The organism is Neorhizobium sp. PAMB6716 (assembly GCF_058242805.1).
The window spans coordinates 3,288,186-3,302,500 of the sequence record NZ_CM177835.1; the positions used below are offsets into that span (position 1 = coordinate 3,288,186).

At 59.2% G+C, this 14,315-nt stretch carries 11 protein-coding genes, 1 tRNA gene and 2 rRNA genes (1 of these 14 only partly in view); 2 read left to right on the forward strand and 12 right to left on the reverse strand.

What is annotated here, in order from left to right; genetic code table 11:
- Positions 1–11: 11 nt before the first annotated feature.
- Both AC4CWH_RS16035 and AC4CWH_RS16040 read left to right on the forward strand, forming a co-directional pair.
- Positions 12–1,091 (forward strand): protein-glutamate methylesterase/protein-glutamine glutaminase, encoded by a 1,080-nt coding sequence (locus AC4CWH_RS16035; RefSeq protein ID WP_491285493.1) that lies wholly within the window; start codon positions 12–14, stop codon positions 1,089–1,091.
- Between the two features lie 161 nt (positions 1,092–1,252).
- The gene (locus AC4CWH_RS16040) at positions 1,253–1,945 is read left to right on the forward strand and encodes a ParA family protein (protein WP_491319512.1); all 693 of its coding nucleotides are present in this window, start codon (positions 1,253–1,255) and stop codon (positions 1,943–1,945) included.
- A 77-nt stretch (positions 1,946–2,022) separates the two neighbouring features.
- On the opposite strand, the gene ccoS is transcribed toward AC4CWH_RS16040, so the two are convergent.
- The 12 genes from ccoS to AC4CWH_RS16100 all read right to left on the reverse strand — a co-directional run.
- A complete protein-coding gene (ccoS, locus tag AC4CWH_RS16045; protein WP_491283048.1) occupies positions 2,023–2,175 on the reverse strand; it encodes a cbb3-type cytochrome oxidase assembly protein CcoS in 153 nt (50 codons plus the stop codon).
- Positions 2,172–4,469, reverse strand: coding sequence for a cation-translocating P-type ATPase (locus AC4CWH_RS16050; protein WP_491319513.1), 2,298 nt, complete (start codon positions 4,467–4,469; stop codon positions 2,172–2,174). The genes ccoS and AC4CWH_RS16050 overlap by 4 nt, the downstream gene beginning before the upstream one ends.
- Complete coding sequence (locus tag AC4CWH_RS16055; protein ID WP_491319514.1) at positions 4,466–4,954, reverse strand: FixH family protein; 489 nt, start codon at positions 4,952–4,954, stop codon at positions 4,466–4,468. The genes AC4CWH_RS16050 and AC4CWH_RS16055 overlap by 4 nt, the downstream gene beginning before the upstream one ends.
- Positions 4,954–6,516, reverse strand: a complete 1,563-nt coding sequence (gene ccoG / locus AC4CWH_RS16060; RefSeq protein ID WP_491319515.1) for a cytochrome c oxidase accessory protein CcoG — start codon at positions 6,514–6,516, stop codon at positions 4,954–4,956. The genes AC4CWH_RS16055 and ccoG overlap by 1 nt, the downstream gene beginning before the upstream one ends.
- Before the next feature lie 173 nt (positions 6,517–6,689).
- Entirely contained in the window at positions 6,690–7,553 is an 864-nt protein-coding gene (ccoP, locus tag AC4CWH_RS16065; RefSeq protein WP_491319516.1) for a cytochrome-c oxidase, cbb3-type subunit III, read from the reverse strand.
- Between the two features lie 2 nt (positions 7,554–7,555).
- Positions 7,556–7,708, reverse strand: coding sequence for a cbb3-type cytochrome c oxidase subunit 3 (locus tag AC4CWH_RS16070; RefSeq protein ID WP_491319517.1), 153 nt, complete (start codon positions 7,706–7,708; stop codon positions 7,556–7,558).
- Between the two features lie 12 nt (positions 7,709–7,720).
- Positions 7,721–8,452 (reverse strand): cytochrome-c oxidase, cbb3-type subunit II, encoded by a 732-nt coding sequence (gene ccoO / locus AC4CWH_RS16075; RefSeq protein ID WP_491283054.1) that lies wholly within the window; start codon positions 8,450–8,452, stop codon positions 7,721–7,723.
- Between the two features lie 12 nt (positions 8,453–8,464).
- A complete protein-coding gene (gene ccoN, locus AC4CWH_RS16080) occupies positions 8,465–10,096 on the reverse strand; it encodes a cytochrome-c oxidase, cbb3-type subunit I (protein WP_491319518.1) in 1,632 nt (543 codons plus the stop codon).
- A 490-nt stretch (positions 10,097–10,586) separates the two neighbouring features.
- Positions 10,587–11,674 (reverse strand): IS3 family transposase gene (locus AC4CWH_RS16085; RefSeq protein ID WP_491321446.1). Its coding sequence is split into 2 segments (ribosomal slippage): positions 10,587–11,413 and positions 11,413–11,674, totalling 1,089 coding nucleotides; the frame shifts between segments, so codons are not numbered across the junction.
- A gap of 274 nt (positions 11,675–11,948) precedes the next feature.
- A tRNA-Met gene (locus AC4CWH_RS16090) sits at positions 11,949–12,025 on the reverse strand.
- 428 nt (positions 12,026–12,453) lie between these two features.
- A 5S ribosomal RNA gene (rrf, locus tag AC4CWH_RS16095) occupies positions 12,454–12,568 on the reverse strand.
- A gap of 238 nt (positions 12,569–12,806) precedes the next feature.
- A 23S ribosomal RNA gene (locus tag AC4CWH_RS16100) occupies positions 12,807–14,315 on the reverse strand (it continues 1,374 nt past the right edge of the window).

Genomic DNA, 14,315 nt, shown 5'->3' on the forward strand with positions numbered 1-14,315 from the left:
TGGGCACCACGATAGGCAAAAAGATCCGCGTCCTGATCGTCGATGATTCCGCCAGCATCCGCCAGACGCTCACCATGCTTTTGTCGGAAGATCCGGAAATCGAGGTGATCGGTGCCGCTTCCGATCCGTTCATGGCAGCGCGCAAGATCCGCGAAGATATACCCGACGTCATCACGCTGGATGTGGAAATGCCGCAGATGGACGGCATCACCTTCCTGCGCAAGTTGATGTCGCAGCATCCGATTCCGGTTGTCATGTGTTCGTCGCTGACGGAAGCGGGTTCGGAAACGCTGATGCAGGCGCTGGAAGCCGGCGCCGTCGACATTATCCAGAAGCCGAAGATCGGCGCTGCCGACCATCTGGCTGAAAGTGCCGAGCGGGTGCGCAGCGTCGTCAAGGCTGCCGCCGGCGCGCGGCTTGGCAAGTTGCGCCGTTTCCGGGGGACCGGGCCGGTGTCGGCAAAGCTGACGGCCGATGCCATCCTGCCGCCGCCAAAAATCGGTGCCATGGCAAAAACCACCGAAATGGTGGTGTGCATCGGCGCGTCGACAGGCGGCACCGAGGCCTTGCGCGAATTTCTGGAGGCGCTGCCGGCCAATGCGCCGGGCATCGTGATCGTGCAGCACATGCCGGAAAAGTTTACCGCAGCCTTTGCCAAGCGCCTGAACAGCCTTTGCGAAGTGGAGGTCAAGGAAGCCGAAGATGGCGACCCGGTTCTGCGTGGCCATGTGCTGATTGCCCCCGGCGACAAGCATATGCTGCTGGAACGGCGCGGTGCCCGCTATCAGGTCTCCGTGCGGGCCGGGCCGCTGGTCAGCCGCCATCGTCCCTCCGTCGACGTGCTCTTCCGTTCGGCTGCCCGCGCAGCTGGCAGCAATGCCATGGGTGTCATCATGACCGGCATGGGCGATGACGGCGCCCGCGGCATGCTGGAAATGCATGAGGGCGGTGCCTTCACGGTGGCGCAGGACGAGGCCAGTTCGGTGGTGTTCGGCATGCCGAAAGAAGCGATTGCCCGCGGCGGCGTCGACCGGATTGTCTCGCTCGACCAGATCGCCCGCGAAGTCCTGGCCGCCGACAAGCGCCATTAAGGCAGGCCGCCGGCAACAGAAGGCTGGCCGCGATAACTGCCGCTCTTGCACCGGTGCGTTTCGCCTTTTTTAACCATGTTGCGCGACAGTGCGAGGGCACCATGATCGTCGTGCCTTTGAGAGCAATGCCGGCTCACGAACCTTTTTTTCAGGGATCGACGATGCCCGTCATTACCTTTGCCAATACCAAGGGCGGGGCCGGCAAGACCACTGCCGTGCTGTTGCTTGCCACAGAGCTTTCCCGCATGGGTCACCGCGTCACCGTTCTCGATGCCGATCCGCAATACTGGATGTCGCGCTGGTTCGATGCCTCGCCGCCAATCCCTGGCCTTTCCGTAACACCTTACGTGACGCAGGCCTCCGTCGAGCGCCATCTGGAGGAAGCCCGGGCAACCAGCGATTACGTGCTGATCGACCTGCCCGGCGCGCGAAGCCCGCTTCTGGCCAAGGCCATTGGCCTGTCCGACCACGTGCTGATTCCCATTCAGGGCTGCGCCATGGATGCACAGGGCGGCGCCCATGTGCTGGAACTACTGCAATATCTGGGTGAAAAGCTCGGCATGCATGTGCCCCATTCCGTGGTGCTGACCCGCGTCAATTCCATGGTGACGACGCGCGCGCTGCTCGCGGTCAAGGGGCTTCTCGCCCAGCGCAATGTCGACGTGCTGAATACGCCGATCATCGAACGCTCGGCCTTCCGCGATATCTTCGATTGTGGCGGAACACTGTATACGATGGATGCAGAGCGCATCAGCAATCTCGACAAGGCGCGCGAGAACGCAAGGCTCTACGCCGAGGAAATTCTGCGCCGCGTGCCCGCCGCAAAAGCTGGCGCCGCGCGCACGGCGGCCTGAGCCTGCCCGGCATCACCGAACGGGAAAAGCCGCCGCCCCTCAAGGGCGGCGGCTTCGGAACCGAAATCGGTTAGCATTCAAGGCCTTGGTTGATCGTCCTCGTCCAGCACGCGCCAGGCGGCACCATCGAGATCATCATATTGGCCATTGCGCAGCGACCAGAGGAAGGCGCCAAGGCCAAGCCCGCCGAGCAGAAGCGCAACCGGGATGAGGTAAATCAGCATATTCATGCCAGTGATGCCTTTCCTGGGAGCGGTCCGGCGCTGACCCGATCCACTTCGGGACTTTTAACCTTCGCCCGCCGCACATCGTTCAGCCGCAGCGAGTTTGCGACCACGATCAGCGACGAGGTGGACATGGCGATGGCGGCAATCAGCGGCGTCGCATAACCGGCAATGGCAATCGGCACCGCAATGACGTTATAACCGATGGCGAGCGCAAAATTTTCGCGGATCAGCCGGCCGGCTTTGACCGAAATGCGGATGGCCATCGGCACCGCCTCAAGGCTGTCATGCATGAAGACGAAATCCGCCGCCTGTCGGCCGATATCGGCAGCCGTGGCCGGCGCCATCGAGACATGCGCGGCACTGAGCGCCGGCGCATCATTGATACCATCCCCCACCATCAGCACACGCCCGCCAGCCCCTTGTAATACCTCGATGGCCTTTGTCTTTCCGCCGGGGGACAGTTCCGCCTCGAACGCGTCGATGCCAAGCCTTGCGGCCATGGCAGCGACCACCGGCTGCCGGTCTCCGGACAATACCCGCGTTTCAAAACCCTTCTGCTGCAACGTTTCGATGGCCGTCTCGGCATCCGGCCGCAGACGGTCTTCCAGGTGAAAGCGGGCGATTTCCACCGTGTCGAGCGACAGCACCACTTCGGAGCCACCGCGCTGGGGGCTGATCGAACCCGGGCAGGCAAACGCCCGCTTGCCGAGCCGGTATTCTCCCTCCGGCATTTTGGCGAGCAGGCCATCGCCGGCCATTTCCGTAACCGCCCCAAGGCTTGCAACAGGGCCCGGATAAGCGTTGTAGATGGACTGCGAGAGCGGATGGCGTGAGTGTGCGGCAATTGCTGCGGCCATGGCGATCCGGGCAGGCGTGCCCACCGTCTCGACAAGCTGCGGGCGGCCAAGCGTCAGCGTGCCGGTCTTATCGAATACCACGCTATCGATTTCGGCGAGGCGCTCCATGGCCGAACCGTCCTTTACCATCACGCCGTTCTGGAACAGCCGCCCGGCCGCCATCACTTGAACAACGGGCACGGCAAGTCCGAGCGCGCAGGGGCAGGTGATGATCAGCACGGCAATGGCAATCAGCATGGCCTGTTTCCAGTCACCGCCGAACATGCCCCAGCCGAGGAAGGTCAGAAGCGCCAGAAGATGCACGGCGGGCGAATAGATCTGTGCGGCCCGATCCGCGATGCGGCGATACTGTGCCCGCCCGCCTTCGGCCGCTTCCATCAGCGTGATGATTTCCGACAGAAACGACTGGCGCGCCGTCGCTGTGGCCTGAAGCAGCAGCGAGCCGGTGAGGCTGACAGTGCCCGCCTGCACAAGCGCGCCCGCGCGAACGGCAACCGGTGCGCTTTCGCCATTGACGATGGAAAGGTCGAGATCGCTTTCCCCCTCGATGACCAGCCCATCCACCGGCACGCGATCACCGGCGGCAATGGCGATGCGGTCTCCCGGTACGACATCCTCGACTGCACGATACTCCCGGCTTCCATCCTCCGACACCACCATGGCGCCACGCGGCGAAATGCGGGCAAGGCCGGTGATGGCGGAGCGCGCGCGGTCACGCATGATATGATCGAGCGTGCGCCCGATCAGCAGGAAGAACAGGAGCGATGCCGTCGCATCGAACCAGGCGTGTTCGCCGTGGTGAATGGTTTCCCACAGCGACACGGCATAGGACAGCGTGATGGCGAGCGCTATCGGCACGTCCATGTTGGTGCGGCCGCGGCTCAGCGCCGCATAGGCCGACCGGTAAAAGAAGCGTCCGCCATAGACGAGGGCGGGTGCTGCAATCATCGCCGAGATCCAGTGGAAGAGATCGCGCGTGGAGGCTTCCGCCCCTGACCAGACGGAGACGGACAGAAGCATGATATTGGCAGCTGCAAAGCCGCAGACGGCAACGCCGCGAATAAGCTGCGCCTTCAGTACGTCGCCGGCCTCTTCGGCGGCCGAGAGCAGATGCGCGTCATAGCCCGTTGCCCGTTTGATGGCGCGCACGAAATCGACCGGATCCATCGCCCCATCGCGCTGCGGCTCCTGCCAGACGATGGAGACGCGGCGGGTCGACAGATTGACGCGGGCTTTGCGGACGGGGGAAAGCGCTATCAGCGCCTGTTCGACGGCGCTGATGCAGGTGCCGCAATGGACGCCGGGCACGCTGAGATCGAGCTGGCGCAGGCCTTCACCGAGATCGCGGCTGGCCAGCATCAGCTCCTCGGCAGAGGGCAGCGCCAGCGTGGCGCGCGCCATGTCCAAAGACGCTTCCGTGCCGGGCGCGCAGCAGCTCATGACTTTGCTCCGATAACGGCAATGCGCCTGTTGTGGTGGAGAATGCGGTCTCCGTTGCGCATCGCGCTCGTATCCACGATCCAGTGGCCGGGCAAGACATCGCGCACGGCCTCATAGGTGCCATTGCCGACATCCGTCAGAGCCACCGAAAAATCCTGGTGATCGCCGACGGGCCGCTTGAAGGTTGCCGTTACCGTATCGACGGCAACAGGTTTTCCGTCAGCTCCGGAGATCACATAGCGAATCACGCCCTGTTCCACTGTCAGCGTTCCCGAAATGCCGCTCGCGCCCAGTGCCTTGGCTTCCGCCACCTTGGAATTGAACTGCTGGCTGGCGACATAGGTATTTTCCACGACAAGCCCGCTCCAGGAATGGACCGCCTGATAAGCCATGTAGAAATTCACCGAAATGATCGTGCCGAAGAACAGGCCGACCACGCCGGCCATGTGCCATCCGGTAAAGACGAAACTCTTCGTATGGGTCATCACTTGGCTCCCGGAGTATTGAAGTTGGCGCGGTAGACATCTTTTTCACTGCTGGCCCGGTCTTCCGCGATGAAGCTGAAGCCTTCGCGGGCATCGCCCACGGCACCCTTGGGCAGGGTGACAAAGACCTTCAGCGTGGTCACCTTGTCCGGCTCTACCGGAATGGCAAAGACGCGGTCGGAGGCATCAGTCAGTGCCGGGATCTTCATCTCGGCGCCGGCAAGCCCCATCATCGACAACAGCACCGTGCGCCGTTCGGGGATCATGTTGAGAAGCCGGATCGTATAACCGTTGCGGATCGACCCATCCGATTCCAGCACATATTGCGGATTGCGGTCATGCAGCACATTGACCTCCAGCCGATCGCGGCTGAGGAGGGCCACGACGAGGCCGATGCCGACAGCCGTCCAGACACCCATATAAAGAAGCGTGCGCGGCCGAAGGATAATGCGCCAGTTGAAATGGCGTACGCTGTCGCTGAACGCGCCGTCTGCCTTGCTAACCCGGACAGGCTCGATGCCGGTGCGGCCATTGTCGGTCGCCAGCGCCATGTTCGACTCGTATTCATTAAGCGTGGCATAGGCGATCAGCCCGCGCGGGCGCTCCAGCTTGTCCATCACGCTGTCGCAGGCATCGATGCACAGCGCGCAGGTTATGCATTCCAGCTGCTGGCCGTCGCGGATATCGATGCCCATGGGACAGACCGCAACGCAGGCATTGCAATCGACGCAATCACCGGCCGCGTTGCTGTCGGCAGCCACCTTTTTCTGATGCTTGCCACGCGGCTCGCCCCGCCAGTCGTTATAGGTCACAACCAGCGAATTATCGTCCAGCATGGCGCCCTGGATACGCGGCCAGGGGCACATGTAGATGCAGACCTGCTCGCGCATCAGCCCGCCCAGCACATAGGTCGTGGCGGTCAAAAGCGCGACGGTCGAATAGGCAACAAAGGCCGCATGGCCGGTGAGGAAATCAAAGGCGAGCGATGGCGCATCGGCAAAATAGAAGATCCAGGCACCGCCGGTGGCAATGGCAATCAGCAGCCAGATCGCATGTTTTGTGACCCGCTTATAGACCTTGTCAAAGGTCCACGGGCCGGCATCGAGCTTCATGCGGGCATTACGGTCACCCTCGATAAAACGCTCGACGACAAGAAACAGGTCGACCCAGACCGTCTGCGGACAGGCATAACCGCACCAGGCACGCCCGACGGCGGACGTCAGCAAAAACAGGCCAAAACCCGCCATGACCAGAAGGCCCGCGACGAAGAAGAACTCCTGCGGCCAGATCTCGATGAAGAAGAAATAAAAGCGCCGGTTGGCGAGATCCACAAGCACCGCCTGATCGGGCGCAAACGGGCCGCGATCCCACCGGATCCACGGTGTCAGGTAATAGATGCCGAGCGTGATCAGCATCACCAGCCATTTGAACCGGCGAAAACGCCCTTCGGCGCGCTTGGGAAAAATCTTCTTGCGCGCCGCATAAAGCGGCTCGTCCGGCCCGGCTTTCGGTGCGCCGTTTGCGGGTTCGGTCTTCGGCTTTTTGGCGGTGTAAAGGTTCATGGGGGCTGATCCACTTCTCATCGCCGCCTTTTTCACACCGATCCGCCCGGCAATCCTTGACTTGGGTCAAGTTCCAGCCCGGCGCGCGCCGATGTCGCACCCACGCCTCGAAACGAAAAAGCCGCGCCCAAAGAGCGCGGCTTGAAAGTTTTCGGGTGAACAGAGGCAGAAAATTATTCGCCGCCGCCGAGCGAATGGATATAGACGGCCAATTCCTTGACGGTCGCATCGCCGAGACGCGCCTGCCAGGCCGGCATGACCCCATGCTTGGGCTGGCGAACCTGCGCGGCGATCTGGTCCTCGCCCTTCACCTTCAGCCAGATGGCATCGGCAAGGTTCGGCGCGCCGAACTCGCGATTGCCCTTGGCATCCTCGCCATGGCAGGAGGCACAGTTATCGGCAAACAGCGCCTTGCCGGGCTCGACCATGGCCGGATTACGCGGGGTGCCGGTGAGGCTTACGACATAAGCGGAAACCTCGCGGATTTCTTCCGGTTTCAGGATATCGGCAAAGGCCGGCATTTCGGACACGCGGCTTTCCGCATCGTCCGCATAACGGATGCCGTGGGCAATCGTCTGGTGGATGTCCTCGGCCTTGCCGCCCCACAGCCAGTCGTCGTCGTTGAGGTTCGGGTAACCGGCACCACCGGTGGCGCCGGAGCCATGGCACTGCACGCAGTTGACCTTGAAGGCGGCCGCACCGGCAGCGGTGGCAAACTGTGCCATCTGCGGATCGGCAAGGATTTCCGGCAGCGACGAGGCCGAGATCTTTTCAACGATCGCCCCTTGCGCGGTTTTGGCGCCCGCCATTTCGCCCGCCAGTTCGGCGCGGCTGGAATAGCCAAGCAAGCCCTTTGTCGCTCCCGTCAGCATTGGCACGGCGGGATAGACCACCATATAACCGAGAGCCCAGACGATGCAGGCATAAAAGGTCCACAGCCACCAGCGCGGCAGCGGGTTGTTGAGTTCGCGGATGCCATCCCACTCATGACCGGTGGTTTCGACGCCGCTGACGTCATCAATATGTTTGTCCGCCATGATCAATCCTCCTTCAGAGGGATTTTTGCGGCTTCGTCGGCAGAGATTTTCGCGCCGGGACGAAGAGTTGAGAACACCACGGCGAGGAAGAACAGGGCCATGGCGAGCAGGCCCCAGCTATCTGCGAAGTGGCGCATTGCGGTATAGACTTCCATCTTCGCATCTCCTCAGCGGTAACCGGTTGCATCGTCATAGGTGGAGAAATCGACCAGCGTGCCGAGCATCTGGAGATAGGAGACAAGCGCATCCATCTCGGTCAGCTTTGCCGGATCGCCGTCGAAATCGCCCACCTTTGCCTTCGGATAACGAGAGAGAAGGCCGGCCGTATCGGCATTCGGATCGGCCTGGGCGGTAAGATCCGCCTTGGCGCTTTCCAGCATCTCGTCGCTATAGGGCACGCCGACGGCACGGTTGGCCTTCAGCTCCATGGTGACGTCGGTGATCTTCAGCGGCGTTTCCTTAAGGAATGCGTAGCTCGGCATGATCGATTCCGGCACCACGTCGCGCGGGCGGATCAGGTGCTGCACGTGCCACTGGTTGGAATAACGGTCGCCGACGCGGGCCAGATCCGGCCCGGTGCGCTTGGAGCCCCACTGGAACGGATGGTCGTACATGGATTCGGCCGCCAGGCTGTAATGTCCGTAACGTTCCACCTCATCGCGGAACGGCCGGATCATCTGGCTGTGGCAGACGTAACAGCCTTCCCGGATGTAGATATTGCGTCCGGCAAGCTCCAGCGGCGAATAGGGCCGCATTCCCTCCACCTTCTCGATGGTGTTTTCGAGATAGAAGAGAGGTGCGATTTCCACGATGCCGCCGATGGACACGACCAGCAGAGACCCCACCAGCAACAGCGTCGCGTTACGCTCGATGAATTGATGTTTGTCGAGAATGGACATGGGTTCTTCTCCTTATTCGGCCGGCTGGAGGCTGGCGGGCACGCTGCCCGGCAGCTTTTCCTGCCGCTCGTAACCGAGAATGGTCATGGTGATGTTGAAGGCCATGATCAGCGAACCGGCGAGATACATGATCCCGCCCACGGCACGCAGCACGTAATAGGGGAACATGGCGGCGACGGCTTCGGCGAAGGAATAGACGAGGAAACCCTGGTCATCATATTCGCGCCACATCAGGCCCTGCTGCACGCCGGCAACCCACATCACGGCCGCATAAACCACGATGCCGAGGGTGGCGAGCCAGAAGTGCCAGTTGACCATGGCAAGGCTGTAAAGCCGGTTGCGGTGCCAGAGTTTCGGGACGAGGAAATAGATCGCGCCGAAGGAAATCATGCCGACCCAGCCGAGCGCACCGGAATGCACGTGACCGATAGTCCATTCCGTATAATGGCTGAGCGAGTTAACCGCCTTGATCGACATCATCGGGCCTTCGAAGGTGGACATGCCGTAGAAGGCAATGGCAATCACCATCATGCGGATGATCGGATCAGTGCGGATCTTGTCCCAGGCGCCCGACAGCGTCATCAGGCCGTTGATCATGCCGCCCCAGGAGGGCATCCACAGCATGATCGAAAACACCATGCCGAGCGTCTGCGCCCAATCGGGCAGAGCCGTATAATGCAGGTGGTGGGGGCCGGCCCAGATATACATGAAGATCAGCGCCCAGAAGTGGATGATCGACAGCCGGTAGGAATAGACCGGGCGACCAGCCTGCTTGGGCACGAAATAATACATCATGCCAAGGAAACCGGCTGTGAGGAAGAAGCCCACGGCATTGTGGCCATACCACCACTGCGTCAGCGCGTCCTGCACGCCGGAGAAGGCAGAATAGCTTTTCACGCCGAGGAAGGAGACCGGAACCGCCAGGTTGTTGACGATATGCAGCATGGCGATCGTCACGATGAAGGCGAGATAAAACCAGTTCGCCACATAGATATGCGGCTCCTTGCGCATCAGGATCGTGCCGAGAAAGGCAACGAGATAAGCGACCCAGACGACGGTCAGCCAGAGATCGACATACCATTCTGGCTCTGCATATTCGCGCCCCTGGGTGATGCCGAGCAGATAACCGGTGGCGGCCATCACGATGAACAGCTGATACCCCCAGAAGACGAACCATCCGAGCCCATCACCGCCGAACAGCCGTGCGCGCGATGTGCGCTGCACGACATAAAGCGACGTACAGATCAGCGCATTGCCGCCGAAGGCGAAAACCACCGCTGATGTGTGGAGCGGGCGCATGCGGCCAAAATTGAACCAGGGGCCAAAATTAAGATCCGGAAAGGCCAACTGCAGCGCCACGACGACACCAACCAGAAAGCCCACCACGCCCCAGAAGACGGTGGCAATGGTGCCATACTTGACCACTTCATCGAAATAGGCGGGCGGATCGCCCTGCTTTGCCGGCAAAAGCACGGCCGCAGGCGCAAAACGCACCCGACGCAAGAGCACCACGGTAAACGCGGCAAGCGTAAAGAAAAGCACCCACATATGGGCAGAAAACAGATCGTCGTGAGCAAAACCTGCACCGAGAAGCGCCAGGAAGGCGCCCACGGTCAGCGCCACGATTGGTACGGTATTGTTCATCTTGAACATCCCCCAGGAGGCGAACAATGGAAGAGGGGTTTCATCGATCGACCGACAAACCCCGTCTGATGGGGAGAGTTCTCATTTTCGTGAAGAGGAGGCCTTGATCTGAATCAACAAGCCCGAGAACAAGCCACAGGGCGTGCTTCTCGAGGTCAGCCGGATCGAGCTTGTTGCGGATGCAGCGGAACTGGTGATCGTGCTGCGCGGCGATCTTGCCGCCCCAAAACACCAATCACGTCTGGGACGAGCAATTCGAATCCGACGCAGAGGCGTGGGACGTCGCGGTGACAACAATCAAGGCAGACCGTGCCCTCGCATTCATGCGCGGCAACAACGTCATCCAGTTCCGTCAATCATAAACCCACGTGCCCTCAAATCAGCTTCACGCGATAGGCATGAATTGCTTGTGCTAAGGCTTTCTCCTTAGCTTTCGCGGCTGTGAAGCGGCGGTAATCCCCCCGTTTTTAACGGGTCCGATCAGTAGAATTTACGCTGCCATTTTCAGTTTCTGCCTCGGCGTGATGCCGCCGATAGCCATATTGGGTCGGTCATTGTTGTATGTCCAGAGCCAGCGTGTGGCGTGATCCTGCACCTCCTTGATGGTATCGAATATCAAGCATCCCAGCCATTCATGCCGAACCGTGCGGTTGTAGCGCTCGATGTAGGCGTTTTGCTGCGGCTTGCCCGGCTGGATATGGGCGATGGTGATGTTTCGCTTCTCGGCCCACGCCAAAAGCGTGCCGCTGATATATTCCGGGCCGTTATCGACACGAATTATATCCGGCTTGCCACGCCACTCGATGATCCGGTTGAGGGATCGAACGACCCGCTCGGCTGGCAACGAGAAATCGACCTCGATGCCAAGCCCCTCACGGTTGAAGTCATCGATGACATTCAAGGTCCGGAACGAGCGGCCGTCGGCAAGCTGATCGGCCATGAAATCCATCGACCAGGTCCGGTTCGGGTGTTCCGGCACGGCCAGCGGTTCGGGACACTCTCGAACCAAACGCTTCCTGGGCTTGATCCGAAGGTTCAATTCCAGTTCGCGATAGATGCGGTAAACCCGCTTGTGATTCCAGGTGAAGCCCTTGATGTTACGAAGATAAAGGAAACAAAGGCCGAAACCCCATGTCTTCCTGGCTGTCGTCAGACGCAGCAACCAGTCGGCAATGCCTTCGTTCTCGTTGTCGAGCTTGCGTCCATATCGATAGCATGTCTCGCTGATCGAGAACGTCCGGCACGCGAGGGCCACTTTGATATTATGCTTCTGGACCGCTTGCATGGCCATCTCCTTGCGTTGAGACGGCCTCAGCGCTTTTTTCCGAGAGCTTCCTTCAAAAGATCGTTCTGCATGCTCAGTTCCGCATACATCTTCTTCAGGCGCCGGTTCTCCTCTTCCATGCTCCTCATTTGGCTGACCATGGACGCATCCATGCCGCCTAACCGGGCCCGCCACTTGTAAAAACTCGCATCGCTCATGCCATGCTCCCGGCAAAGCTGTGCAACCGGAATGCCGTCCTCTGCCTGCTTCAGGATTGCCATGATTTGCGCGTCGCTGAATCGTGATATCTTCATCGGAATCTTCTCCAAAATCTTGTGAGAAAATTCTACTTTTAAGCCCGTTTAGTTTGCGGGGGGATTACCACTGACAAGTGGAATCGAAGAGATCAAGGATATCGTACTGGTATCGGCGCGCGTCCTTCGCTGCGTATGGAATTACACCGTCAATGTGTGGTCGGAACAACGGTTACTCCCAAACGCGAAAACCGCCCCTGATGTACAGAGGCGGTGAGCATCATTGGCGCTTAAGCCTTGTTATATAATCGCGATGAGCGAATTATGCTGGAATTGGTTGCGGGGGCAGGATTTGAACCTGCGGCCTTCAGGTTATGAGCCTGACGAGCTACCGGGCTGCTCCACCCCGCGTTGTCAAAGTTTTGCCGTCAGGCAAAATCTCGTTACCGGGTTTTTGCCGTTAGGCAAAATACCCACAGAGTTTTGCCGTCAGGCAAATCTCGTTACATGCGTAAATCCGTTTTGGATTTATCGCGCCTGCGTCACAGCGCAGCTGTGATGCATACTGCCGGAGCAAATTGCCGAATGCAATTTGTCTCCTGTAAGGGTCGCACCATTGTCTATTCGGTACGCCAATCTTTCCTGTATCCCAAACGACGAAAGGCCGCTTTGAGCGACCCTTTTGTTATCGGCTGGGCCGTTAGTGTTTGTGACGAGAAGATTGGCGGATTTGCAAAGTTCAAACCGCGAGGTATTTGCGAGTGCAAAACCTGGGTATTTGCTTTCGCAAAACCCGACGGATTTGCAAGTGCAAACCGTGACAACATTGCCTTTAGCAGACCTGGCAGCGACCTACTCTCCCGCGTCTTGAGACGAAGTACCATTGGCGCAGGGGCGTTTCACGGCCGTGTTCGGAATGGGAACGGGTGCAGCCGCCCCGCCATGACCACCAGGTCAGCTAAGGGCAATGTGTTGAGAAGCTGGTAACTAGGGCTTAGCCAATAGGCAGTAGCCAATAGTTTTTTTTGAACACGTCTTTTTTCTTTCATGCGGCCGTATGAGCAGGTCACCCATACAGGCCTTTGGCCGTCGCCAATCGTTTGGCGCGCCGTCTGCAGCGTAGCATCCGAAGGATGCGACAGCGTGAAGACTGAAAGAGATGGCTCATCTTCGATGAGCATTATCAATGAGAACGATCAAGCCAATCGAGCTATTAGTAACGGTAAGCTTCATGCATTACTGCACGTCCACACCCGTCCTATCAACGTGGTCGTCTTCCACGGCTCTGATAGGGAATACTCGTTTTCAGGTGGGTTTCCCGCTTAGATGCCTTCAGCGGTTATCCCTTCCATATATAGCTACCCTGCTATGCCCTTGGCAGGACAACAGGTCCACCAGAGATATGTCCATCCCGGTCCTCTCGTACTAGGGACAGATCCTGTCAATATTCCTACACCCACGGCAGATAGGGACCGAACTGTCTCACGACGTTCTGAACCCAGCTCACGTACCGCTTTAATTGGCGAACAGCCAAACCCTTGGGACCTGCTCCAGCCCCAGGATGCGATGAGCCGACATCGAGGTGCCAAACAACCCCGTCGATATGGACTCTTGGGGGTCATCAGCCTGTTATCCCCGGCGTACCTTTTATCCGTTGAGCGATGGCCCTTCCACACGGGACCACCGGATCACTATGACCGACTTTCGTCTCTGCTCGACTTGTCAGTCTCGCAGTCAGGCGGGCTTATGCCATTGCACTCGACGACCGATTTCCGACCGGTCTGAGCCCACCATCGCGCGCCTCCGTTACTCTTTCGGAGGCGACCGCCCCAGTCAAACTACCCACCATACACTGTCCCGGATCCGGATGACGGACCGCGGTTAGACATCCATGACGATAAGGGTGGTATTTCAAGGATGGCTCCACGAGAACTGGCGTCCCCGCTTCAAAGCCTACCACCTATCCTACACATGCCGACACGAATGCCAGTGTAAAGCTATAGTAAAGGTGCACGGGGTCTTTCCGTCTGACCGCAGGAACCCCGCATCTTCACGGGGAATTCAATTTCACTGAGTCTATGTTGGAGACAGCGGGGAAGTCGTTACGCCATTCGTGCAGGTCGGAACTTACCCGACAAGGAATTTCGCTACCTTAGGACCGTTATAGTTACGGCCGCCGTTTACTGGGGCTTCGATTCAAAGCTTGCACCTCTCCTCTTAACCTTCCAGCACCGGGCAGGCGTCAGACCCTATACGTCGTCTTGCGACTTCGCAGAGCCCTGTGTTTTTGATAAACAGTCGCTACCCCCTGGTCTGTGCCACCCTGACATACTTGCGTACAGCAGGGTCACGCTTCTTCCGAAGTTACGCGTGCAATTTGCCGAGTTCCTTCAACATAGTTCTCTCAAGCGCCTTGGTATACTCTACCTGACCACCTGTGTCGGTTTCGGGTACGGTCTATAATGATGGAGCTATTTCCTGGAACCGCTTCCTCGCCCATCCAATCCAATAAGAATGAACAAGTTACGCAATCCGTCACTACCACCAGGCCCACGAATATTAACGTGGTTCCCATCGACTACGCATTTCTGCCTCGCCTTAGGGGCCGGCTAACCCTGCTCAGATTAACTTTAAGCAGGAACCCTTGGTCTTTCGGCGAGGGGGTCTCTCACCCCCTTTATCGTTACTCATGTCAACATTC

Excerpts from the sequence above, each read along its gene's own strand:
- AC4CWH_RS16040 (WP_491319512.1), top strand. The coding sequence starts at position 1,253 with ATGCCCGTCATTACCTTTGCCAATACCAAGGGCGGGGCCGGCAAGACC.
- ccoS (WP_491283048.1), bottom strand. The coding sequence starts at position 2,175 with ATGAATATGCTGATTTACCTCATCCCGGTTGCGCTTCTGCTCGGCGGG.
- AC4CWH_RS16050 (WP_491319513.1), bottom strand. The coding sequence starts at position 4,469 with ATGAGCTGCTGCGCGCCCGGCACGGAAGCGTCTTTGGACATGGCGCGC.
- AC4CWH_RS16055 (WP_491319514.1), bottom strand. The coding sequence starts at position 4,954 with ATGACCCATACGAAGAGTTTCGTCTTTACCGGATGGCACATGGCCGGC.
- ccoG (WP_491319515.1), bottom strand. The coding sequence starts at position 6,516 with ATGAACCTTTACACCGCCAAAAAGCCGAAGACCGAACCCGCAAACGGC.
- ccoP (WP_491319516.1), bottom strand. The coding sequence starts at position 7,553 with ATGGCGGACAAACATATTGATGACGTCAGCGGCGTCGAAACCACCGGT.
- AC4CWH_RS16070 (WP_491319517.1), bottom strand. The coding sequence starts at position 7,708 with ATGGAAGTCTATACCGCAATGCGCCACTTCGCAGATAGCTGGGGCCTG.
- ccoO (WP_491283054.1), bottom strand. The coding sequence starts at position 8,452 with ATGTCCATTCTCGACAAACATCAATTCATCGAGCGTAACGCGACGCTG.
- ccoN (WP_491319518.1), bottom strand. The coding sequence starts at position 10,096 with ATGAACAATACCGTACCAATCGTGGCGCTGACCGTGGGCGCCTTCCTG.